This is a genomic window from Roseomonas sp. HF4, assembly GCF_005222755.1.
Taxonomy (GTDB): domain Bacteria; phylum Pseudomonadota; class Alphaproteobacteria; order Acetobacterales; family Acetobacteraceae; genus Neoroseomonas.
This window is the reverse complement of the sequence record NZ_STGD01000018.1, coordinates 40,180-61,595: the sequence shown is the minus strand read 5'-3', so window position 1 is coordinate 61,595 and position 21,416 is coordinate 40,180. Positions and strand designations below refer to the sequence as shown.

The following is a 21,416-nucleotide window of genomic DNA, read 5'->3' as shown; positions in this document are numbered from 1 at the left end:
TGCTGCACCCGGCGAAGGGGGGGGGGAAGGGCACTTCCCCCCGCGCCCCCCAACCTTCCTTGGCACCTGGCGCCGGAGGCGGGAGGGGCTCCCCCCCCGGCTTCAGTTCACCGTGATGCGCGCATCCCGCACCACCCGTGCCCATTTCGCGGATTCGGCGCGCAGGAAGGCGCCGAGCTCCTCGGCGCTCGAGGACGCGCCCTCGGCCCCCGCCGCGGCCAGCCGCGCCTTCACCGCCTGCTGGTCCAGCGCGTCGCGGATCGCCGCATTGAAGCGCGCGACCGCCGGCGCCGGCAGGCCGGCCGGCGCCATCACGGCGCCCCAGGAGGTCGCCTGCGCGTCGGGCAGGCCGATCTCGGCCATGGTCGGCACGTCGGGCAGCAGGGCGGAACGCCGCGGGCCCGTCACTGCCAGCGCGCGCACGCGCCCACCGCGGATCTGCCCGATCGCGGAGGGCAGCTGGTCGAGCATCGCCTGCACGGTGCCCGCGACCAGGTCGTTCATCGCCGGCGCGCTGCCGCGATAGGGGACGTGGGTGATGTCCACCTGTGCAGCCAGCTTGAACAGCTCCGCGACCGTGTGCGTGGAGGACCCCGCGCCGGCCGAGCCGTAGGACAGCCGCCCCGGCTGCGCGCGGGCCAGCGCCAGGAAGTCCTGCGCCGTATTGGCGGCGACGGCGGGGTTCACCACCAGCACGTGGTCGGTCGTGAAGGCCATCGAGACGGGCGAGAGGTCACGCAGCGGATCGAAGCCAAGCGTCGCATAGAGGTGCGGGTTCACCGTGAGCGTGCCGGTGGTGCCCATCAGGATGGTGGAGCCGTCGGCCGGGCTGCGCACCACGGCCTCGACGCCGATGTTGCCGCCGGCGCCGGCGCGGTTCTCGACCACCACAGGCTGGCCGAGGGCTTCCTGCATGCGTTCGCCCAGCACGCGGGCCACGACGTCGGTCGCGCCGCCGGCCGGGAAGGGCACGACGAAGCGCACCGGGCGCGTCGGCGCCCAGGGCTGCGCGCGCGCGAGGCCGGGGGCAAGGAGGGTGGCGGCAAGCACGGCGCGGCGTGTCGGTATCATGGCGGTTCTCCCGGTTCGTTCTTCAGCAGAAGGCGTGGCGTGCCTTGACCTCGCGGATGACCGCCTCGGGGTCCTGCGACCACCAGTGGTGGGACAGGATCTCCACCTCGACGCCGCCGGCCCAGCCGGCCGCCTCGGCCATGGCGCGGATGGCGGGAATGTCGATGACGCCCTCGCCCGGCAGCCCGCGGTCAAAGACCAGGTCGGTGGTCGGCACCTTCCAGTCGCACACGTGGAAGCCGGCGATGCGCCCCTTCGCGCGCGCCATCTGTCGCGCGAGGTCGGGGTCCCACCAGACATGGTAGACATCGACGGCCACGCCGGTGCCGGCGCCGAGCTCGTCGCACAGGTCGAGCGCCTGGCCGAGCGTGGACAGCACCGATCGGTCCGCGCAGGTCATCGGGTGCAGGGGTTCGAGCGCGATGGTCACGCCGGCGGCGCGGGCTTCGGGCAGGATGGCCTGCAGGCCGTCCCGCACGATCCCGCGCGCCGCGGGCAGGTCCTTCGACCCCTGCGGCAGGCCGCCGCAGACCATCACCAGGCAATCGGCCCCGATCGCGTGGGCTTCCGCGATGGCGCGGCGGTTGTCGTCCAGCGCATCGGCGCGGTTGCCGACCGTGAACATGCCGCCGCGGCACAGGCCCGTGACCTTGAGGCCGGCGTCGCGGATGTGCTTCGCGGCGGCCTCCACGCCCATGGCCTGCAGAACGTCGCGCCAAGGGGAGATGCCGGGGATGCCGTGGCGGGCGCAGGCCTCGATGGCCTGGGCGAGCGTCAGCGGCTTCACCGTGACGGTGTTCAGCGACAGCGGGCCGGCGGGCTTCATGCGACCCCGTGCAGCGCGAGCAGCGCGCGCATCCGCGCCACGGCCATCTCCGGGTCCCGCAGCAGCCCCGCCTTGTCGGCGAGGCGGAAGAGGTCGCTGAAGTGCCGGATGGAGCGCGTCGATTGCTGCCCGCCGACCATGACGAAGTGATCCTGGTGCCCGTTCAGCCAGGCCATGAAAACGACGCCCGTCTTGTAGAAGCGCGTGGGCGCCCTGAAGATGTGACGGCTCAGCGGCACCGTCGGCGCCAGGATGTCGTGGAAGGTCGAGAGGTCGTTGCGCGACAGCGCCGCCAGCGCGCCGCCCACCGCCGGGGCGATGGGATCGAAGATGCCGAGCAGCGCGTCGGAATATCCCTGGTCGTCGCCGGCGATGAGTTCCGCGTAGTTGAAGTCGTCGCCGGTGTACATGCGCACGCCCTTCGGCAGGCGTCGGCGCATCGCGATCTCCTTCCTGTCGTCCAGCAGGGAGATCTTCACGCCATCGACCTTGTCGGCATGCGCGTGGATGACGGCGAGCGCGGTCTCCATTGCCGCCATGTGGTCGTGATTGCCCCAGTAGCCTTCGAGCGCGGGGTCGAACATCTCGCCCAGCCAGTGGATGATGACCGGCTGCTTCACCTGGGACAGGATGCGGGCGTAGACGCGTTCGTAGTCGGCCGGGCTGCGCGCGGCCTTGGCCAGCGCGCGGGACGCCATGAGGATGATGCGCCCGCCCATGGCTTCCACGGCAGCGCATTGTTCCTCATAGGCGCGGATCACGTCGTCCACGGTCACGTCCGGGCCGGGCGTCAGGTGGTCCGTGCCGGCGCCGGAGGCCATGACCGCGCCCGGCACGTCCTTCATGGCGTCGAGCGACCGGCGGATGAGTTCCTGCGCGCCCGTCCAGTCGAGGCCCATGCCGCGCTGCGCCGTGTCCATCGCCTCCGCCACGCCGAGGCCGAGCGACCAGAGGTGCCGGCGGAAGGCGATGGTGCGGTCCCAGTCGATCTTCACGTCGAGCCAGGGGTCCTGTTCCGCCAGCGGGTCCGCCACGACATGCGCCGCGGCGAGTGCGACGCGCGGGAAGGGCGGCGTGGCGCGCGCGAAGTCGCGGGGCGGGCTGGTCGTGAAGGGTTCGATGGCGCTGCCATGAGGCAGGTTGATCACCGGCATCTGCGTCACGCCTCCAGCTTCGGCAGGTCGATCCAGCGACGCTCGGCCCAGGATTTCAGCCCCGCTTCCGCGAGCTGCACGCCGCGCGCGCCGGCCAGCAGGTCCCAGGGATAGTCGGGGCGCTCGCCGGCAACGTGCTTGAGGAATTCCTCCCACTGTACGCGGAAGCCGTTCGGGAAGTCCTGCGTCGTCGGCACCTCCTGCCAGCCGGCGAAGAAGTCGATGGTCTGCGGCTGGTCGGGATTCCAGACGGGCTTGGGCGTCGCGACGCGCGACTGCGTCCAGCATTTGTGCAGGCCGCAGATGGCGGACCCGTGCGTGCCGTCCACCTGGAAGGTCACCAGGTCGTCGCGCCGTACCCGCGTGACCCAGGAGGAGTTGATGTGCGCGATGACGCCGCCTTCCAGCTGGAAGGTCGCGTAGGCCGCGTCGTCGGCATCGGCCTTGTAGGGCTTGCCGTCCTCCCCGATCCGTTCGGGGATGTGCACGGCGCCGAGGCAGGAGACCGCCTCCACGTTGCCGAACAGGTTGTCCAGCACGTAGCGCCAGTGGCAGAGCATATCGAGGATGATGCCGCCGCCTTCCGCCTTCTTGTAGTTCCAGGACGGCCGCTGCGCGGGCTGCAGGTCGCCCTCGAACACCCAGTAGCCGAACTCGCCCTTCACGCTGCAGATGCGCCCGAGGAAGCCGCTGTCGATCACCATCTTGAGCTTGCGCAGCCCGGGCAGGAACAGCTTGTCCTGCACCACGCCGTTCTTGATGCCCGCGGCCTTGGCCAGCCGCGCGACGTCCAGCGCATCGGCCAGGTTGTCCGCCGTCGGCTTCTCGCAATAGATGTGCTTGCCGGCGGCGATCGCGCGGCGCAGCAGGCCGGCGCGCATCTGCGTGGTGGCGGCGTCGAAGAATACCCCGTCCTTCGGGTCGGCCAGGCAGGCGTCGAGGTCGGTGGAGACGCGGGCGATGCCGTGCGCCTTCGCGAGCTGTTCCAGCTTCGCGCGGTTGCGCCCGACGATCACCGGGTCCGGCATGATGGTGTCGCCGTTGGGCAGCTTCACGCCGCCATCCGCGCGGATCGCGGCGACGGATCGGATCAGGTGCTGGTTCATCCCCATCCGGCCGGTGACGCCATTCATGATGAGGCCGATGCGGCGTTCCGCCATGTGTCGTGTTCCCTAGGAAAGCCAGCGATGCAGGTTGTCGCGGACGAAGGCGTCGTCCGTCAGCTGCGGGTAGCGTTCGACCACCGCGGTGAGCAGGTCGGCCTGGCCGGGCGAGAGCGCCTCGTGCTCGTCCAGGCACCATATGCCTTCGAGCAGGCCCTGGCGGTGCAGCACCTCGTGGCAGCCGGCGATGACGCCGTGGAAATCGTGCGCGACGTCGAAGACGGCGGCGTTCATCTCGGTCACCGCGGCGTCGAGCGCGAGCAGGTCGGCGGGAATGTCGCCGGCCACGGCGCGGCAGCGTGCCTGCAACTCCACCGCCGCGCGCGTCCAGACCGACCAGTGCCCGAGCAGCCCGCCGACGATGCGCAGCGTCGTGGCGTGCCCGCCATGCGCCAGCGTGAAAGGTGTCAGCAGGTCGGCCACGATATGGTCGTCATTGCCGGTGTAGAGCGCGATGCGGTCGGCCGCGCCCGCCTCCAGCACGCCGCGCAGCACGTCGAGCGTTGCATACCGGTTGAAGGGCGCGATCTTGATGGCGACGACGTTGTCGATCGCCGCGAAGCGCCGCCAGAACGACGCCGGCAGCGCCACGCCGCCCACCGCGGGCTGGAGGTAGAAGCCGAAGAGCGGCATCTCGACCGCGACGGCCGCGCAATGCGCGACGATCTCGTCCTCGGACGCGCCCTTCCAGGCGGCCAGCGACAACAGGACCGCATGATAGCCGAGCCCGCGCGCGACCCGCGCCTCGGCTACCGCCTGCGCCGTGCGCCCGATCGCGCCGGCCACGAGGATCGGCGTGCGCGGCTGCGCCGCCGCCGCTTCCGCCGACGCATGTGCGGACGCGGCTTCCGCCGCGATGCGCAGCACCGGCTCGTAGAGGCCGCGGTACCGGATCGCGAATTGCGTGGTGTGCACGCCGACCGCGAGCCCGCCCGCGCCGGCATCGAGGTAGTAGCGCGACAGGGCCCGCTGCCGCCGCGCGTCCAGCGTGCGGTCGGCATGCAGCGCCAGAGGATGCGCGGGGATGGCGCAGCCGCCCCTGAGGCGTGCGGCAAGGCCGTCCGGCCAATCCTGCCAGCGCAGACCCAACGCTTCTCTCCCGCGAAGTAACTACCTGGTTACTTACGCGGCGGCAGGCCGGAGGTCAAGCGCCCCGGCGCCGCGCGGTGGCGGCGGCGTCCACCTCGCCTGCCGCGGTCAGCACGACGCCGTAATCGGCCGCCGCCTGTTCGGGGGCGATCAGGCCGTAGCGCACGTCGCGCGCGACCTCGGCCGGGTCGCGCGCCAGCGGGTCGCCATAGCCCCCGCCGCCCGGCATCTCGACCACCAGGCGGTCGCCAGGGGGCACGATCTGCAGCCCTTTGATCGGCAACGCGGCGCCCGAGGCCAGCGACAGCCGACCTTTCGCCCCCGGCGCGCCGCCACTCCGCCCACGGGCCGGATAGACGCCGCGCTCGAACCGCGCCTGGATGCCGAAGGCGGCGGCGTCGCGGTTCGCGATCTCCATCCGCTGGCCGAGCCCGCCGCGCTGCCGCCCCGCGCCGCCCGACCCCGCGCGCAATTCCTTCCGCCAGACCACGAGCGGCGTGATCGCTTCCGTGATCTCGACCGGCACGTTGCGCACGCCCGACGGGAAGGGCGTGGCCGAGAGCCCGTCCTGCCGCGGCCGCGCGCCCGCGCCGCCGGAATGGAAGGTGGTGACGTTGAAGGCGCGCACCGCGCTGCCCTCGGTGCCCGTCAGCCCGTGCCCGGCCAGCAGGCTGAGGTTCCAGAGGCTCGAGGTGCCCTCCGCCGGCACGGTGTCGGGCAGCGCCTGGTCGAGGCAGCCATAGACGACGTCGGGCAGCATGTGGCCGATGACCGACCGCGCATAGACCGCGGCCGGATGCGGCGCGTTGACGATGGTGTTCTCCGGCGCCGTCACGACCACGGCATCGAGCGTGCCGGTGTTGTTCGGGATCCAGGGCGCCAGCGCCGCCTTCACGCCGAAGCTGGTATAGGCTTCCGTGTAGCAGATCGGGCAGTTGATGGCGTAGCGCGACAGGCCCGAGGTGCCCGCGTAGTCCACCAGCACGCGGTCGGCCGCGATGGTGAGCGTCGCGGCCAGCGTGACCGGCGCCTCGAAGCCGTCGATCGTCATGGATGCCGACCACGTCCCCTGCGGCAGTTTCGCGATCACCTCCGCCATGCCGCGGCGGCTGCGGGAGATGATCTCCTCCCCCAGCAGGCCGAGATCCGCGAGGCGGAAGTCGCGCATCATCTCGAGCAGCCGCCGGCCGCCGGTCGCGTTGCAGGCGACCAGCGCGTAGATGTCGCCCACCACCTGCACGGGCTCCCGCACATTGGCGCGCACCATGCCGAGCAGGTCATCGTTCATCTGCCCTTCCCGCGCCAGGTACATCAGCGGGATGTAAAGGCCCTCATGGTACACTTGCCGCCCTTCGGCGCTGACGCCGAGCCCGCCGATGTCGACCACATGGGTCGTCGAGGCGAACAGCGCGACGGGGACGCCGTCCAGGAAGATCGGCGTCACCACCGTCAGGTCGAACAGGTGCCCCGTGCCCTTCCAGGGGTCGTTGGTGATGAGGACATCCCCGTCCTTCAGCGTCTCCGCCGGGAAGGCATCGAGGAAATGCACGACCGAGCGCGCCATGGAATTGATGTGTCCTGGCGTGCCCGTGACCGCCTGCGCGAGCATCCGCCCCCGCATGTCAAAGACGCCGGCCGAGATGTCGCCCGCCTCGCGCGCCGCGGTGCTGAAGGCCGTGCGCACCAGCGTCTGCGCCTGTTCCTCGACGACCGAGAGCAGGCGGTTCCAGAGGATCTGGACCTCGATCTCGTTGAGCGGGCGGCTCATGTCGCGATCCTCTCGATCAGGATGTGGCCGGCTGCGTTGGGCCCGGCGCGGAAGCCCGCCGGCACCAGCGTGGAGGTCTCGGCTTCCAGGATCACCGCCGGGCCGTCGATCCGCGCCCCGGGGGGCAGGGCGGCGCGGTCATACAGCGCGGCCTCGGCCGCCTCCCCCGTGCCGGGGTCGATGATGCGGCGCCTGCCGGACGGTGCCGGCGCGGCGGCGGGCGGCGCATCGGCCAGGCGCGCGGGCAGCGGCCTGGCCTCGGAGAGCGCCAGCGTCCAGGTCAGCGCCTCGATCTCCAGCTTCGGGATCGTGCGGCCATAGAGCGCGTGGTAGGTCGCCTCGAACGCCGCCTTCAGCATGGCTGCGCCGTTCCCTCCATAAGGGCCGTCGGGCAACGCGACCGCGACCTCGTGGCCCTGGCCGCGATAGCGCATGAAGGCGGTGCGTTCCTCGCGCAGCACGGCCCCGGGCGCGCCGAGCCGCACCACCGCCTCCGCCTCCCCCCGCATGGCGTCGAACAGCCCGTTCACGAGCGCGGCGTCGAAGGACGCCAGCGGCACGAGGCGCGTGCGCACCACCTCGTAGCCGATCGGCGCGGCGAGGAAGCCGTGCGCCGAGCCGACGCCGGCGCCGACCGGCACCAGCACCCGATCCATGCCGAGCTTCTGCGCCATGCGCGCCGCGTGCAGCGGCGCCGCGCCGCCGAAGGCGATCATGGTGCGCCCGGCGGTCTCCTTGCCGTTCTCGACGGCGTGGACGCGGGCAGCACTTGCCATCGTCTCGGTCACGATCTCGGTGATGCCGAGCGCGGCGGCATCGGGCGCCATGCCGAGCGGCGCCGCGACCGCGGCCACCACCGCCGCGCCCGCCGCCGGCGCGTCGAGCGTGATCTGCCCGCCCGCGAAGCGCGCGGGGTCGATCCAGGCGAGCACAAGGTCGGCATCCGTCACGGTCGGCAGCGTGCCGCCGCGCCCGTAGCAGGCCGGCCCCGGCATGGAGCCCGCGCTGTCCGGCCCGACCGTGATGCGCTTCAGGCCATCGACGCGCGCGATCGAGCCGCCGCCGGCGCCGATCTCCACCATGTCGATGACCGGGATGCGCACCGGGATGCCGCTGCCCTTCACGAAGCGCGCCGCGCGCGCGATCTCGAAGTGCCGCGCCTGCTGCGGCTTCATGTCGTCGATCAGCGTGATCTTGGCCGTGGTGCCGCCCATGTCGAAGGCCAGCGCGCGCCCGATGCCGTTCTCGGCGGCCAGGATCTGCGCCAGGATGGCGCCGCCCGCCGGCCCGCTCTCGACCAGCCGAATCGGGAAGCGGCGCGCCGTGCCGACCGTGGTGATGCCGCCCGAGGACATCATCAGCAGCAGCGGCCCCGCGCAGCCCATCGCCCGCAACCCGTCCTCGAGCCCGCCGAGGTAGCGTTCCATCAGCGGCAATACGTAGGCGTTGGCGACAGTGGTCGAGGCGCGCTCGTATTCGCGGATCTCCGGGCAGACTTCGGACGACAGGGCGATCACTTCCTCGGGCAGGAAACGCGCCAGGATCTCGCGCGCACGGCGTTCGTGCGCGTCGTTCTGGTAGGCATGCAGGAAGCAGACGGCGACGGCGCGGATGCCTTCCGTGCGGATGGCGGCGCCGATGCGCGCGAGCGCGGCTTCCTCCATCGGCAACAGCACCTCGCCGTCGGCTGCGATGCGCTCCGGCACCTCGAAGCGCCAGGGGCGCGGCACCAGCGGCGCGGGGCGCTCCATGTACAGGTCGTACTGCTCGAAGCGGTGCTCGTAGGCCATCTCGAGCGAATCGCGGAAGCCTTCGGTCGTGACCAGCGCGGTGGCCGCGCCCTTGCGTTCGATCAGCGCATTGGTGGCCAGCGTCGTGCCGTGGATGACGTGCGCGAGGTCGGTGGCCGCGATGCCGACCTCGGCCAGGATCGCCGCCGTGCCCTCCAGCACCGCGCGTTCCGGCGCGTCGTGCGTCGTGAGCAGCTTGGCGGAAAGGGACCGGCCCGGGACCGCGAGCACGAGATCGGTGAATGTGCCGCCGATGTCGACGGCCAGGCGTGCGGTGCTGCTCATGCTCTCCTTCCGGCGTGTGGTCGCCGCCGCATCACTCGACGCGGATGTTGGCCGCCTGCACCACGCCGCGCCAGGTGGCGGTCTCGGCACGCACATGGGCTGCGAAGGCGGCGGGCGTCATGGCCACAGGCTCGAAGCCGAGACGGCGGAGCGGCGTCGCGGCCGCCTCGCCCGCGAGGATGCGCGCCACCTCGGCCGCGATGCGGTCGCGGATGGGCCCGGGCGTGCCGGGCGGCGCCACCATGCCGTACCAGTTCGACACGTCGAAATCGGGCACGACGCTGCCGACCGGGGGCGTGTCGGGCGAGGTCGGCCAGCGCGCGGCGGATGAGACGGCAAGCAGGCGCAGCTGCCCCTGCTGTGCCATCGGCCAGGCGGAGGCGTCGCTGAAGAAGATGTCGACGTTGTTGGCGATGAGGTCGGTCAACGCCGGCGCCGTGCCGCGATAGGGCACGTGCACCATGCGCACGCCGAGGCGCAGGTTCATCAACTCGCCCGCGAGATGCGTGCCGGTGCCAACGCCACCGGAGGCGAAGCGGATCGCATCCGGCTGGCGCTTGACCAGCGCTACGAAGGCGGCGAGGTCCGGCGCCGGCAGCGAATTGCGGCAGACCAGCAGCAGCGGGCTGCGCGCCACCATGGTGACGAAGCCGAGTGCCTCGGGGTCGTAGGGTGTCGCGCGTACCACCGGCCCCGCGGTCATGTTCCCGGGGCTGACCATCGCGAGCGTGTGGCCGTCGGGCACGGCCTTGGCGACGGAATCGACGCCGATCGCGCCGCCCGCGCCGGCGCGGTTCTCGACCACCACGGGCTGTCCGAGCGCGGCGCCGAGCGGCTCGGCCAGGATGCGCCCGACCGCGTCCACGCCGCCGCCGGGCGGGAAGGGCACGACGAGGCGGATCGGTCGCGACGGCCAGGATTGCGCGCGCAGCCCCGGTGCCGCGAGGGTTCCGGCGCCGAGCACCGCCTGCCCGAGATGCCGCCGCGTGAGGGAAAGGCGCATGGTCCGTAGTCTCCCGTGCAATGAGCCGATGACTGAACCGGTCGCGTTCCGCACAGCAAAGAACCTTCGACGCCATCATGCAATACACGGCCGTTCAGGGAACCCGGGCTTGGCACGACGCGGCTGCGTGACTAGCGTGCCGGGACAAACCGGGAGGTCCAGAAGGATGACACGCATCGCCCGCATCGGCGGCGGCATCGCCGCGCTCGCCGCGATCTGCATGGCCGGCGCGCCCGCCCTCGCCCAGCCGGCGTCCAACACGCTGCGCTGGGTCTCGGACAGCGAGCCCGCGAACCCGAACCCGTACTACAACGCGCTGCGCGAAGGCGTGATCCTCGGCTTCCATGTCTGGGACGCGCCGACCTACCGCGACCCCGCGACCGGCGAATACCGCCCGCACCTCGCGGAATCCGTGCGACTGGTCGACAACCAGACCATCGAGATCCGCATGCGCGAAGGCATCGTCGCGCATAACGGCGAGACGGTCGATGCGCGCGACGTGCACGCCACCGTCCAGTACATGACGAATTCCGCGAACCGCGTCGTCTCCCTCAACCGCGTGAGCTGGGTGCAGGGCTCGGAGCTGGTGGACAACCGTACCGTGCGGCTGCGCATGACGCCGAATTTCGGGCCGTGGCAGGAATACCTGACCTCGCTGCTGATCATGCCGCGCGGCACGCTCACCGGCACGGGGGGCGACGAGCTCGGCCGCCATCCGGTCGGCACCGGCCCGTATCGCGTGACCGAGGTCGCGCCCGGCCGGCAGATCGTGATGGAACGCTTCGACCGCTACTTCGGCGGCGCCAAGGGCCAGGCGCAGATCGCGCGCCTCGTGTTCCGCCGCGTGCCGGAACAGAACACCCGCGTGGCTGAGCTGCTGACCGGCGGCGTCGACTGGATCTGGCGCATCCCGCCCGACCAGGCGCGCAACCTGCAGCGCCGACGCGGCGTCACCATCGTCAGCGGCGGCACCATCCGCTTCCACTACCTGCAGATGGACAGCGCCGGGCGAACCGGCACGGAAGCCAACCCCTTCCGCGACATCCGCGTGCGCCGCGCGATGAACCACGCGATCGACCGTGCCGGCATCGTGCGCAACCTGGTGGGCGAGGGCGCCGACCCGCTGCACACGCCCTGCCACCCCGAGCAGTTCGGCTGCGTGCAGGACGGTGTCACGCAATACGCCTACGACCCCGACCGCGCCCGCGCCCTGCTGGCCGAGGCCGGCTTCCCGAATGGCTTCGAGGTCGACATGGCTGCCTATCGCGAACGCCCCTGGGGCGAGGCGATCATCGGCAACCTCCGCGCCGTCGGCATCCGCGTGAACCTGAACTGGACGCAGTACGACGCCTTCCAGAGCCGCGTGCGGCAGGGCCAGGTGCGCCTTGCCTATGGATCCTGGGGCTCGACGTCGCTCTATGACGCGGCGGCCTCGACCTCCTACTTCTTCGGCGGATCGCCGGACGACCTCAACCGCGACCCTGAGGTGATCGCAGCGCTCGAGCGCGCCGACGGCTCGACCGACCCGGCGGTGCGGCGCGAGGCCTACGGCCAGGCGATGCGCCGGATCTCGGAGCAGGCCTTCTGGGTGCCGCTCTGGACCTTCCCGCTGACCTACGGGTTCAATTCGCAGCTGGAGTTCACGCCGGCGGCGGACGAGGTGCCGCGCTTCTACCGCGCGCGCTGGAAGCCCTAAGGCGTGCTGCGCTTCGGCCTGAAGCGGCTCGCGCTCGCGATCGTGGTGGGGGTGGCCGTCTCGGCCATCGCCTTCATGCTGCTGCGCGTCTCGGGCGACCTGGCCGCGGCGCTGGCCGGCGAGGATGCCTCGGCGGCGGATGTCGAGCGCATCCGCCGCGAATTCGGCCTCGACCGGCCGCTGGTGGTGCAATACCTGGAATGGCTGTTCAAGGCCCTGCAGGCCGACCTCGGCCGCTCCCTGTTCTACCCCGAGAGCGTGTCGGTGCTGATCCTGACGCGGCTGCCGAACACGCTGACGCTGGCGGGGCTCGGGCTCGTCATCGCACTCGGCATCTCGATCCCGCTTGGCGTGCTGGCGGCGCTCAAGCGCAACACCTGGGTGGACCGCTCCGCGCTCGGCCTCGCGGTGCTCGGCCAGGCGATGCCGAATTTCTGGTTCGGGCTGCTGATGATCTTCCTGTTCGGGCTGACGCTCGGCTGGCTGCCGGTGTCGGGCTCGGACACGCTGCGCCACTTCGTCCTTCCCGCGGTGACGCTCGGCTGGTTCGCCGCGCCGGTGCTGATGCGCCTCACGCGCGGCGGCATGGTCGAGGTGCTGCAGTCCGACTACATCCGCACCGCGCATGCCAAGGGGCTGCCGGTGCGCGTCGTGCTGTTCAAGCACGCGCTGCGCAACGCGATCGTGCCGGTGGTGGCGCTGTCCTCCGTGCAGTTCGGCAACATGCTGTCGGGCTCGGTCGTGATCGAGACGGTCTTCGCGCTGCAGGGCATCGGGTATCTCGCATGGGAGGCGATCTCGCGCCGTGACTTCCCCGTCGTGCAGGGCATCCTGCTGATGGTTGCGCTGTTCTACGTTGTGCTGACGCTGCTCGCGGACCTCGCGAATGCGTGGCTCGACCCGCGGATCCGGAGGGGCTGAGGCGATGGCCGCCACCGCCGCCGGCCCCAAGGTCGGCAAGCGCCGCGGGCGCGTCCTCGGCAATCCGGGGCTGATCGTCTCGGCCGTCGTACTCGGCGCGATCGTCATCATGGCGGTCTTCGCGCCCTTGTTCGCGCCCTACGACCCCTACGCGCAGATCCTGGACGACCGGCTGATCCCGCCCGCCTTCATCGACGCGGAACTGGCCGACCCGCGCTACCTGCTCGGCACCGACAATCTCGGGCGCGACTATCTCTCGCGGCTGATCTACGGGGCGCGCATCTCGCTGCTGATCGGCTTCCTGACCATGCTTGTCTCGGGCGTGATCGGCACGGCGATGGGTGTTGCGGCCGGATATTTCGGTGGGCGCGTCGATACGGTCGTGTCCTTCCTCGTGACCACGCGGCTGTCGCTGCCGGTGGTGATGGTGGCGCTCGCCGTCGTCGCCATCGCGGGCGGGTCGCTGCAGGTGGTGGTGCTTGTGCTGGGGCTGCTGCTCTGGGACCGTTTCGCGGTCGTGATGCGCAGCGCGACGATGCAGCTGCGCAGCCTCGACTACGTGGCGGCCGCGCGCGCCATCGGCGCCTCGACGCCGCGCGTCCTGCTCTCCGAGATCCTGCCCAACCTCGTCTCGCCGCTCGTCGTCGTCGCCTCCTACGAAATGGCGCAGGCGATCCTGCTGGAAGCGGCGCTGTCCTTCCTCGGCCTCGGCGTGCAGCCGCCGCTGCCCTCCTGGGGGCTGATGGTGGCCGAAGCCAAGGAATTCATGCTGTTCGAACCCTGGATGATCCTGCTGCCCGGCCTCGCCATCTGTATCCTGGTGCTCGCGATCAACCTGCTGGGTGACGGCATCCGCGACGCGACGGCGCCGGAGGGGAGGTGATGGCAGGCGACGCGCTGCTCGACATCCGCCACCTCGCGGTGCGGATCCCGGTCGCGGACGGGCCGCTGCATGCGGTGCGCGACGTGTCGCTGAACATCCATCGGGGGGAGACGCTCTGCGTCGTCGGCGAGAGCGGCTGCGGCAAGTCGCTCACCTCGCTCGCGACCATGGGGCTGCTGCCGCCCACCGCCGTCCGCACCGCCGAGCGTCTCGCCTTCGAAGGCGAAGACCTGCTGCGCGCGAAGCCCGCGCGGATGCGCGCGCTGCGCGGCGACCGCATGGCGATGATCTTCCAGGAGCCCATGACCAGCCTGAACCCGGCCTGGACGATCGGGGAACAGCTGATGGAGCCCTTCCTGTATCACGGCAAGGGCAACCGCCGCGCTGCCGAGGCGCGCGCGGTGGAGCTGCTGGAGCGCGTCGGCATCGCCGCCGCCGGCAGCCGCCTCGCGCAGTATCCGCATGAGCTCTCGGGCGGGCTCCGCCAGCGCGTGATGATCGCCATGGCGCTGATGTGCGGCCCCGACCTGCTGCTGGCGGACGAGCCCACCACCGCGCTCGATGTCACGATCCAGGCCGAGATCCTGCGCCTGCTGGCCGACCTGCAGCGCGAATTCGGCATGGCGCTGCTGCTGGTGACGCACGACCTCGGCATCGTCGCCTCGGTCGCCGACCGCGTCGCGGTCATGTACGCCGGGGAGGTGGTGGAGGAAGGCACGACTGAAGCCGTGTTCGCCGCCCCCCGCCACCCCTACACGCGCGGCCTGCTGTCCTGCATCCCGATCCCGGGCGAGACGCCGCGCGGCCAGCCGCTCGGCACCATCCCAGGCACGGTGCCGAGCCTGGTCGGCGGCATCGAGGGCTGCGCCTTCCGCGACCGCTGCGCCTTCGCGCGCGAGGATTGCGCGCGCACCGTGCCGGTGAAGGACGACGGGCCGCATCGCTGGCGCTGCGTGCTGGAGGACGTGCCGGCATGACGCCGATCCTCGAGATCCGGGGCGTGACCAAGCGCTATTCGGTGCGCCGCGGCATGTTCGAGCCGAAGCGCAGCCTGATGGCGGTGGCCGGCGTCTCGGCCACGCTGCCGCGCGGCGAGGTGCTAGGCCTGGTGGGCGAGTCCGGCTGCGGCAAGAGCACGCTGGCCAAGATGGTGCTCGGCCTCGAGACGCCGACCGAGGGCGAGATCCTGGTCGATGGCCGCCCCGTCGCCTCGCTCGGCCGACTGGAACGCGCCCGCCTGGTGCAGCCGGTCTTCCAGGATCCCTATTCCTCGCTCAATCCGCGCCGCACCGTCGCCGCCATCGTGGGCCAGCCGCTCGACGTGCATGGCGAGGGCACGGCGCCGGAACGCCGCACGCGCGTGGCCGAGATGCTGGCGCTCGTCGGCCTCGCGGAACGGCATGCGGCGGCCTATCCGAACCAGCTCTCGGGCGGGCAGCGGCAGCGGGTCGCGATCGCGCGCGCGCTGATCCTGCGCCCGTCGCTGGTGGTGTGCGACGAACCGACCAGCGCGCTCGACGTCTCGGTGCAGGCGCAGATCCTGAACCTGCTCGCGGAGCTGCAAGCGAAGCTCGGCCTGTCCTACCTGTTCATCAGCCACAACCTGGCGGTGGTCTACCTGATCGCGACGCGCGTCGCGGTGATGTATCTCGGCCGGCTGGTGGAAGTTGGCCAGGCGGAGACCGTGCTGACGGCGCCGGACCATCCCTACACGCAGGCGCTGCTCTCGGCAGTGCCGACGCCCAAGCCCGGGCGCGGCCTGCCGGGCGCGCCACTCAAGGGCAGCTTCCCGAACCCGCTCGACCCGCCCCCCGGCTGCCCGTTCCATCCGCGCTGCCCGGTCGCGCAGGACGTCTGCGCCACGACGCCGCCGGCGCTGGAATCGAAGCAGGCGGGGTCCACGGTGGCGTGCCACTTCGCGGGGTAGCGCGCGAGGCAGCGCGGCTCGGCTTCGATCAGCAGGACCGACAGCGATCAGAAGGCGCGGCCCTCGTGCGCGGCAAGCAGCGCGCGCAGCCGGTCCGGCACGGGCACGGGCCGGCGGCTGGCCTGGTCGGTCAGGACCCAGACGATCTCCCCGGTCGCGAGCAGCGTGTCCTCCGCCGCCGGGAAGACGGCCGGCACGAAGGTGATCGAGGACCGCCCGATGCGCGTGGCGCGCGCCGCGACCTCGATCCGCTGCGCGCGGCCGATCGCGACCCGATATTCGACCAGGCCGCGCACGACGTGGAAATCCGCGCCGCTCGCCTTCACTTCGCCCTGGTAGTCCCAGCCGGCGGCGCGGAGGTAGTCAGACACCGCCTCGTCGTACCAGGTGAGGTAATGCGCGTTGAAGACGATGCCCTGGGTGTCGAGTTCGACGTAGCGCACCGTGTGCGGGCGGAAGAAGCGGAAATCGGCGCGGGAGGGCAGCGCCTTCGCCGCGCCGTCCATGCTCAGCCCCGCGCCGTCTTCACCGCCGCCGTTGCGGCCTGGCACATCAGCCCGACCTCGTTGGCGATGGTCACGAGCTTGAAGCCCTTCTTGATCATCTTGTTCGCGTAGGTGGCGGTGCCGTTGTGCAGGCCGGCGGCGATGCCGCGCTTGGCGGTCTCGGCCAGCAGCTTGTCGTAGATGGCGAGGATCTCGGGGTCCTCCACGTCCAGCTTCGGCTCCTTGCCGTAGGAAAAGGACAGGTCCGACGGGCCCACGTAGATGCCGTCGATGCCAGGAACGTCGAGGATCTTCTCGATGTTCTCGATCGCGGTCTTCGTCTCGATCATCGGGATGACCAGGATCTCGTCGTTCGCGGTCTTCTGGTAGTTTCCCGAAGATCCGTAGGCGCCGGCGCGGATCGGGCCGTTGGAGCGCGTGCCGGCGGGCGGGTACTTGCAGTACTGCACCAGCGCGCGGGCTTCGTCGGGCGTGTTCACCATCGGGCAGATCACGCCCATCGCACCCGCGTCGAGCACCTTTCCGACGATGCCCGGCTCGTTCCACGGCACGCGCACCATCGGCACCACGCCCGAGGGCTGCATGCCCTGGAAGCAGGCGACGCAGGACAGGTAGTCCTGCACGCCGTGCTGCATGTCGACGGTCACGCTGTCCCAGCCGCACTTGGAATACATCTCGGCGCTGAAGGCATTCGGGATGGCGAGCCACCCGTTGACCACGGCCTTGCCGGCCTTCCACGCTTCCTTGACCGCATTCGCCATGGCGCCGTTTCCTCTCGTGCTGGCTGCTATGGCAGGGACGCTAGGACGGGGTCCCGGACCCGTCAAACGCGCCGCTGGACGGGCAGGCATGCGCGCGGCAGGGTGCCGCGCATGGCCCCCTGGACCGTTGCCTCCGAGACCGGCGCGCTGACCGACGTGCTGGTCTGCCCGCCCGACCATTACCGCTGGATCCCGACCAACAGCATCGTGCGCCGCACGCTGGCCGGTGCGCAGCAGCCCTCGGCCCTGGCGCTGGCGGCGCAGCATGGCGAACTCGTGCACGCGCTCCGGCAGGGCGGCGCGCGGGTGCATGTGCTGCCGCCCGAGCCGCACCTGCCCTACATGGTCTACACGCGTGATTCCGCGGTGGTGACGCCCTGGGGCGCGGTCCTGTGCCAGTTGGAACGCCCGCAGCGGCGCGGCGAATATGCCGGCGTGACGGATTTCCACGGCGGCGCCTTCTGGCGCAAGTCGAGCGCCGGCACGCTGGAGGGCGGCGACATCCACATCCTGAAGCCTGGTGTCGCGGTGGTCGGCGCCTCGGGCGGGCGCACGGACCTCGTGGGCGCCGAGCAATTCGCGGGATGGCTTCGCGCCGAGGGCTGGGAGGTGCGGATCGAGCCCTTCGACGAGCATTTCCTCCATCTCGACGTGCTGTTCTGCATGGCGGCGCCGGGGCTCGCTGTCGGATGCCTCGACGTGCTGGATGCGGACTTCGTCGCCTGGCTCGCGGGGCACGGCATCCGGTGCCTCGACGTGCCCTACCGCGATGCCATGGCGCTCGGGTGCAACATCCTGGCGCTCGGCGGCGGGACGGTGGTCTCGGCGCGCGGGTCGGCACGGCTCAATGCCCTTCTGCGCGCCGAGGGGCTCGCGGTGCTCGACCCCGACCTGTCGCTCTTCACCGCCGGCGGCGGCGGACCCCATTGCCTGACCTGTCCGCTGGGGCGGGAGGAGTGATCGCCATGACCACCACACCCGGCACCGAGGCCGTGATCGCCGCCGCAAGAGGCTTCCTCGGCGAACGCCTCAGCGTCAACCGCGCGGTGCGCGAGCAGCACAGCCGCGGCGAGGACACCACGATTCCGACGCTGCCCGACGCCGTCGCCTTCGTGGAGACGACCGAGGAAGTGAGCCGCCTGCTCGCGCTCTGCCACCAGCACGGCGTGGCGGTGACGCCCTTCGGCGCCGGCACCTCGCTTGAAGGCCATGTGAACCCGGTGCGCGCCGGGATCTCGCTCGACCTCTCCCGCATGAAGGCGGTGCTGGAGGTGAACGAGGACGACATGGACTGCCTGATCGAGCCCGGCGTGACGCGGCAGGAACTCAATGCCTTCCTGCGCGACCGCGGACTGTTCTTCCCGGTCGATCCCGGCAGCCACGCGACGATCGGCGGGATGTGCGCGACGCGCGCCTCCGGCACCAACGCCGTGCGCTACGGCACCATCCGCGAGAACGTGCTGGGGCTCGAGGTGGTGCTCGCCGATGGCCGCGTGATCGAGACCGGCGGGCGCACGCGCAAGGCATCGAACGGCTACGACCTGACCCGGCTGTTCATCGGTAGCGAGGGGACGCTCGGCGTCGTCACGAAGGTGCGGCTCCGCCTGCACGGCATCCCTGAGGCGATGAGCGCCGCCGTCTGCCAGTTCCCGACGCTGACCGCCGCAATCGAGACCGTCATCGCCGTGATGCAGTCCGGCATTCCCGTCGCGCGCATTGAACTGCTGGACGAGGACCAGATGGAGGCCTGCATCCGGTACTCGAAGCTGGAAGGCTTCGATGCGCTGCCGACCTTGTTCCTTGAATTCCACGGCACGGATGCGTCGGTGAAGGAACAGGCCGAGACGGTGGAGGCCATCGCGGGCGAATACGGCGCGCGCGGCTTCGCCTGGGCGACCGATGCACAAGCGCGCAACCGGCTGTGGCAGGCGCGACACGATGCGTACTGGGCGGCGGTAGCGCTGAAGCCCGGGCATCGTGGCATCACGACCGATGTCTGCGTGCCGATCTCGCGCCTGGCGGAAGCCGTGGTGAGCGCCAAGGAGACGGCGCGGGCCTCGGGCCTCACATCCTGCATCGTCGGCCATGTGGGCGACGGCAACTACCACTGCCTGATCCTGTTCCCGGACGGCGACCAGGCGGCGCTGGAACGGGCCTGGGCGCTCGACCGCGCCATCGTCGCGCAGGGGCTGGCGCTGGGCGGCACCTGTTCGGGCGAACACGGTATCGGCCTCGGCAAGCGGGAATTCCTGGAACAGGAACACGGGGCCGAGGCGCTGGCGGTGATGCGCAGCGTCAAGTCGGCGCTCGATCCGCGCGGCATCCTGAACCCGGGAAAGATGTTCCGGAACTGACGGCTTGAACCTGCTCGGCCTCTCCGTCCTGGCGCTGGCGCTCGGCCATGTGTTCTCCAACGCCGTGCGCACCATCCCGGCGATGGCGGCGGATGTGCTGCAGCGCGACCTCGGCCTCACGGCGGATGGGCTGGCGGGGCTGACCGGGGCCTTCCCGGCCGCCTTCGCGCTGGCGATGCTGCCGGTCGGCGTGGCGCTCGACCGCTGGGGCGTGAAGCCCACGGCGCTTGCGCTGATGGCGGTCGGCGCGGCGGGGTCGCTGCTCGCGGCGGCGGCGACGGGGCCCTGGACCATGCTCGCGGGGCAGGTGGTGCTCGGGCTCGGGTGCTCGGGCATGCTGATGTGCCCCGTGACCTATGCGGCCAAGACCCTGCCGCCGCAGAAATTCGGGCTTTGGGGCGGCGTGATCCAGGCCTTCGGCAATACCGGCATGCTGCTGTCCGCGAGCCCGCTCGCGCTGCTGGTCGAGACCGCCGGCTGGCGCGCGGGCTACGTGGCCTCGGCGCTGCTGGCCATCGGGGCCGCCGCCGCCGTCGCGCTGGTGGTGCGGGAGGCGCGCCCGTCCGCCGGCCCGACGCGCAGCCTGGCCGAGGATGCGCGGGAGGTCGTGAGCCTAGGCCTGTCGCGGGCGATCCGCGGCCCGGTCGTCATCGCCTTCGCCTCCTTCGCCGCGGTCCTCGGCGTGCGCGGCCTCTGGGGCGGGCCATGGCTGATGGAGGTCAAGGACCTCTCGCGCGTCGCGGCCGGCCACGTGCTGCTGGCCTGCACCTTCGCGCTGATCGCCGGGCCCGCCATCGCCGGGCTGCTGGAGCGGCGCCTCCAGGCGCATCGACGGGCGCTGCTGGTTGCGGGGCACCTTGGCGCGGCGGCTGCGATCCTGCTGCTGGTGGCCGGCGGCGCACTGGGCTGGGGCGTCGTGGCCGATGCGGCGCTGCTGGCCGCCTTCGGGCTGCTAATCTCGCTGCAGGTGATCTGCTTCGCGCTGGTGCGCGCGGCGGTGCCGCCGGCCCAGGTGGGGCGTGCGCTCTCGGCCATGAACATATCCTTCTTCGGCGGCGCGGCGGTGCTGCAGGCGGTCTCCGGCGCCGCGGCCTCGGTGGGGGGCGTCGGCGCGGCGCTGGCGGTCTTCGCCGTCGCGCTCGTCGCCTGCACCCTGGCTTTCCTGCGGCTGCCGGGGCCACGCTGAAAGGATGCCTGCGCGGCTTGTCCGCAAGCGGGGCGGGCGTCACGGCTTCTTCATCGGGCTGTCATCGTGGCATCGCGGTGGGCATGGCATCGCCCGGCCTTCAGCGAACAGGAGCCGCCGATGATCCTCCGCCGCACTGCCCTTGCCCTGCCCGCCCTTGCGCTGCTGCCGCGCGGCGCCGGCGCTGAGACCGACTGGCGCACGTCGCTGCGCGAGGTCCGCTACGGCATGATCTCGGTCGAGAACGAGCGCGACGCGATCACCCGCCTGCAGGGCCTGCAGGGCTACATGACGCGCGAATTGCGGGTCCCGTTCCGCGTCTTCCGCGGCTCCGACTATGCCGCGGTGGTCGAGGCGATGCGGTCCGGCCATTCGGAACTCGCCTATCTCGGCCCGGCCTCCTACGGCCTGGCGCGCCGGGTGATGGGGGAGCGCGTCGCGCCGATCTTCCGCTACCGCGACAATGCGGGGCTCGAGGGCTACCACAGCGTCATGATCGTGAAGGCCGACAGCCCGGTGCAGCGGCTGGAGGAGATGCGCGGCCGCACGCTGGCCTTCAGCGACCCGAACTCCACCTCCGGCTTTCAGGTTCCCGGCTGGTTCCTGCGCCGCCAGGGCATGGACCCCGCGAACTTCTTCACACGCACGGGCTTCAGCGGCAGCCATGAGCAGAGCGTCGTCGCCGTCATCAACGGCACCTACGACGCCGCCGTCGTGGCCTATTCCAACGACGCGCGGAACACCTTCCAGCGCATGGTCGAGAAGGGCATGATTCCGGCGAATTCGGTGCGCGTGATCTGGCGTTCGCCGCTGATCCCGAACAGCCCGATCGTGATCCGCACGGACCTGCCCGCGGCGTTCCGCCGCGACGTCACCGCCGCCTTTGCCGCAATGCCCGAGCGCGACCCCGAGGGCTTCCGCCAGATGTCATCCAACGCGCAGGGCCTCGCGCCCGCGACGCACGAGGACTACCTCGACATCATGGCGATCCTCGAGGAGAACGCGCAGCGCCGCCGCGAACGGCGCTCCTGAC

Annotated in this window: 19 protein-coding genes; 9 read left to right on the top strand and 10 right to left on the bottom strand. The window is 71.4% G+C overall.

Annotated features, from left to right (window positions below; genetic code table 11):
* Nucleotides 1-102 precede the first annotated feature (102 nt).
* Genes E8M80_RS22125 through E8M80_RS22090 form a run of 8 tightly spaced genes read right to left on the bottom strand, consistent with a single transcriptional unit; the run spans nucleotide 103 to nucleotide 10,149 of the window.
* Nucleotides 103-1,071 (bottom strand): tripartite tricarboxylate transporter substrate binding protein, encoded by a 969-nt coding sequence (locus tag E8M80_RS22125; RefSeq protein WP_137127911.1) that lies wholly within the window; start codon nucleotides 1,069-1,071, stop codon nucleotides 103-105.
* A gap of 22 nt (nucleotides 1,072-1,093) precedes the next feature.
* Entirely contained in the window at nucleotides 1,094-1,897 is an 804-nt protein-coding gene (locus tag E8M80_RS22120) for a sugar phosphate isomerase/epimerase (RefSeq protein WP_137127910.1), read from the bottom strand.
* On the bottom strand, nucleotides 1,894-3,051 hold the full coding sequence (locus tag E8M80_RS22115; RefSeq protein WP_137127942.1) for a dihydrodipicolinate synthase family protein: 1,158 nt from the start codon (nucleotides 3,049-3,051) through the stop codon (nucleotides 1,894-1,896). The genes E8M80_RS22120 and E8M80_RS22115 overlap by 4 nt, the downstream gene beginning before the upstream one ends.
* 5 nt (nucleotides 3,052-3,056) lie before the next feature.
* Nucleotides 3,057-4,211 carry a Gfo/Idh/MocA family protein gene (locus E8M80_RS22110; protein ID WP_137127909.1) on the bottom strand — a complete coding sequence of 385 codons (1,155 nt, stop codon included), beginning with the start codon at nucleotides 4,209-4,211 and terminating at the stop codon, nucleotides 3,057-3,059.
* Nucleotides 4,212-4,223: 12 nt separating this feature from the next.
* Nucleotides 4,224-5,303, bottom strand: a complete 1,080-nt coding sequence (locus E8M80_RS22105) for a dihydrodipicolinate synthase family protein (protein WP_137127908.1) — start codon at nucleotides 5,301-5,303, stop codon at nucleotides 4,224-4,226.
* Between the two features lie 55 nt (nucleotides 5,304-5,358).
* On the bottom strand, nucleotides 5,359-7,071 hold the full coding sequence (locus E8M80_RS22100) for a hydantoinase B/oxoprolinase family protein (RefSeq protein WP_137127907.1): 1,713 nt from the start codon (nucleotides 7,069-7,071) through the stop codon (nucleotides 5,359-5,361).
* Nucleotides 7,068-9,146, bottom strand: a complete 2,079-nt coding sequence (locus tag E8M80_RS22095) for a hydantoinase/oxoprolinase family protein (RefSeq protein WP_137127906.1) — start codon at nucleotides 9,144-9,146, stop codon at nucleotides 7,068-7,070. The genes E8M80_RS22100 and E8M80_RS22095 overlap by 4 nt, the downstream gene beginning before the upstream one ends.
* 31 nt (nucleotides 9,147-9,177) lie before the next feature.
* Nucleotides 9,178-10,149 carry a tripartite tricarboxylate transporter substrate binding protein gene (locus tag E8M80_RS22090; RefSeq protein WP_137127905.1) on the bottom strand — a complete coding sequence of 324 codons (972 nt, stop codon included), beginning with the start codon at nucleotides 10,147-10,149 and terminating at the stop codon, nucleotides 9,178-9,180.
* A 166-nt stretch (nucleotides 10,150-10,315) separates the two neighbouring features.
* On the opposite strand from E8M80_RS22090, the gene E8M80_RS22085 reads away from it, so the two are divergent.
* From E8M80_RS22085 to E8M80_RS22065, 5 genes are read left to right on the top strand one after another with little or no spacing between them, the layout of a single operon-like run.
* Nucleotides 10,316-11,845, top strand: coding sequence for an ABC transporter substrate-binding protein (locus E8M80_RS22085; RefSeq protein WP_170979570.1), 1,530 nt, complete (start codon nucleotides 10,316-10,318; stop codon nucleotides 11,843-11,845).
* A 3-nt stretch (nucleotides 11,846-11,848) separates the two neighbouring features.
* Nucleotides 11,849-12,766: an ABC transporter permease gene (locus E8M80_RS22080; RefSeq protein WP_137127903.1), complete on the top strand. Its 918-nt coding sequence runs from the start codon at nucleotides 11,849-11,851 to the stop codon at nucleotides 12,764-12,766.
* Nucleotides 12,767-12,770: 4 nt separating this feature from the next.
* Nucleotides 12,771-13,649: an ABC transporter permease gene (locus tag E8M80_RS22075; RefSeq protein ID WP_240790171.1), complete on the top strand. Its 879-nt coding sequence runs from the start codon at nucleotides 12,771-12,773 to the stop codon at nucleotides 13,647-13,649.
* On the top strand, nucleotides 13,649-14,626 hold the full coding sequence (locus E8M80_RS22070; RefSeq protein ID WP_137127901.1) for an ABC transporter ATP-binding protein: 978 nt from the start codon (nucleotides 13,649-13,651) through the stop codon (nucleotides 14,624-14,626). The genes E8M80_RS22075 and E8M80_RS22070 overlap by 1 nt, the downstream gene beginning before the upstream one ends.
* Nucleotides 14,623-15,576, top strand: coding sequence for an ABC transporter ATP-binding protein (locus E8M80_RS22065; RefSeq protein WP_137127900.1), 954 nt, complete (start codon nucleotides 14,623-14,625; stop codon nucleotides 15,574-15,576). Before E8M80_RS22070 ends, E8M80_RS22065 begins: the two co-directional genes overlap by 4 nt.
* A 47-nt stretch (nucleotides 15,577-15,623) precedes the next feature.
* Here E8M80_RS22065 and E8M80_RS22060 read toward each other — a convergent pair whose 3' ends face one another.
* Nucleotides 15,624-16,082: a thioesterase family protein gene (locus E8M80_RS22060; RefSeq protein ID WP_137127899.1), complete on the bottom strand. Its 459-nt coding sequence runs from the start codon at nucleotides 16,080-16,082 to the stop codon at nucleotides 15,624-15,626.
* 2 nt (nucleotides 16,083-16,084) lie between these two features.
* The gene (locus E8M80_RS22055) at nucleotides 16,085-16,843 is read right to left on the bottom strand and encodes an HpcH/HpaI aldolase/citrate lyase family protein (protein WP_137127898.1); all 759 of its coding nucleotides are present in this window, start codon (nucleotides 16,841-16,843) and stop codon (nucleotides 16,085-16,087) included.
* A 111-nt stretch (nucleotides 16,844-16,954) separates the two neighbouring features.
* Here E8M80_RS22055 and E8M80_RS22050 point away from each other — a divergent pair, with 111 nt between their 5' ends.
* The 4 genes from E8M80_RS22050 (at nucleotide 16,955) to phnD (ending at nucleotide 21,415) form a co-directional block, all read left to right on the top strand.
* On the top strand, nucleotides 16,955-17,803 hold the full coding sequence (locus tag E8M80_RS22050; RefSeq protein ID WP_137127897.1) for a dimethylarginine dimethylaminohydrolase family protein: 849 nt from the start codon (nucleotides 16,955-16,957) through the stop codon (nucleotides 17,801-17,803).
* Between the two features lie 5 nt (nucleotides 17,804-17,808).
* Nucleotides 17,809-19,197 (top strand): FAD-binding oxidoreductase, encoded by a 1,389-nt coding sequence (locus E8M80_RS22045; protein WP_137127896.1) that lies wholly within the window; start codon nucleotides 17,809-17,811, stop codon nucleotides 19,195-19,197.
* Nucleotides 19,198-19,201: 4 nt separating this feature from the next.
* The gene (locus E8M80_RS22040; protein ID WP_240790170.1) at nucleotides 19,202-20,383 is read left to right on the top strand and encodes an MFS transporter; all 1,182 of its coding nucleotides are present in this window, start codon (nucleotides 19,202-19,204) and stop codon (nucleotides 20,381-20,383) included.
* 120 nt (nucleotides 20,384-20,503) lie between these two features.
* Nucleotides 20,504-21,415, top strand: a complete 912-nt coding sequence (phnD, locus tag E8M80_RS22035; protein ID WP_137127895.1) for a phosphate/phosphite/phosphonate ABC transporter substrate-binding protein — start codon at nucleotides 20,504-20,506, stop codon at nucleotides 21,413-21,415.
* Nucleotide 21,416 lies beyond the last annotated feature (1 nt).

Coding starts and splice junctions, on each gene's coding strand:
- E8M80_RS22125 (WP_137127911.1), bottom strand. CDS start 1,071: ATGATACCGACACGCCGCGCCGTGCTTGCCGCCACCCTCCTTGCCCCC.
- E8M80_RS22120 (WP_137127910.1), bottom strand. CDS start 1,897: ATGAAGCCCGCCGGCCCGCTGTCGCTGAACACCGTCACGGTGAAGCCG.
- E8M80_RS22115 (WP_137127942.1), bottom strand. CDS start 3,051: ATGCCGGTGATCAACCTGCCTCATGGCAGCGCCATCGAACCCTTCACG.
- E8M80_RS22110 (WP_137127909.1), bottom strand. CDS start 4,211: ATGGCGGAACGCCGCATCGGCCTCATCATGAATGGCGTCACCGGCCGG.
- E8M80_RS22100 (WP_137127907.1), bottom strand. CDS start 7,071: ATGAGCCGCCCGCTCAACGAGATCGAGGTCCAGATCCTCTGGAACCGC.
- E8M80_RS22095 (WP_137127906.1), bottom strand. CDS start 9,146: ATGAGCAGCACCGCACGCCTGGCCGTCGACATCGGCGGCACATTCACC.
- E8M80_RS22090 (WP_137127905.1), bottom strand. CDS start 10,149: ATGCGCCTTTCCCTCACGCGGCGGCATCTCGGGCAGGCGGTGCTCGGC.
- E8M80_RS22085 (WP_170979570.1), top strand. CDS start 10,316: ATGACACGCATCGCCCGCATCGGCGGCGGCATCGCCGCGCTCGCCGCG.
- E8M80_RS22075 (WP_240790171.1), top strand. CDS start 12,771: ATGGCCGCCACCGCCGCCGGCCCCAAGGTCGGCAAGCGCCGCGGGCGC.
- E8M80_RS22070 (WP_137127901.1), top strand. CDS start 13,649: ATGGCAGGCGACGCGCTGCTCGACATCCGCCACCTCGCGGTGCGGATC.
- E8M80_RS22065 (WP_137127900.1), top strand. CDS start 14,623: ATGACGCCGATCCTCGAGATCCGGGGCGTGACCAAGCGCTATTCGGTG.
- E8M80_RS22060 (WP_137127899.1), bottom strand. CDS start 16,082: ATGGACGGCGCGGCGAAGGCGCTGCCCTCCCGCGCCGATTTCCGCTTC.
- E8M80_RS22055 (WP_137127898.1), bottom strand. CDS start 16,843: ATGGCGAATGCGGTCAAGGAAGCGTGGAAGGCCGGCAAGGCCGTGGTC.
- E8M80_RS22050 (WP_137127897.1), top strand. CDS start 16,955: ATGGCCCCCTGGACCGTTGCCTCCGAGACCGGCGCGCTGACCGACGTG.
- E8M80_RS22045 (WP_137127896.1), top strand. CDS start 17,809: ATGACCACCACACCCGGCACCGAGGCCGTGATCGCCGCCGCAAGAGGC.
- phnD (WP_137127895.1), top strand. CDS start 20,504: ATGATCCTCCGCCGCACTGCCCTTGCCCTGCCCGCCCTTGCGCTGCTG.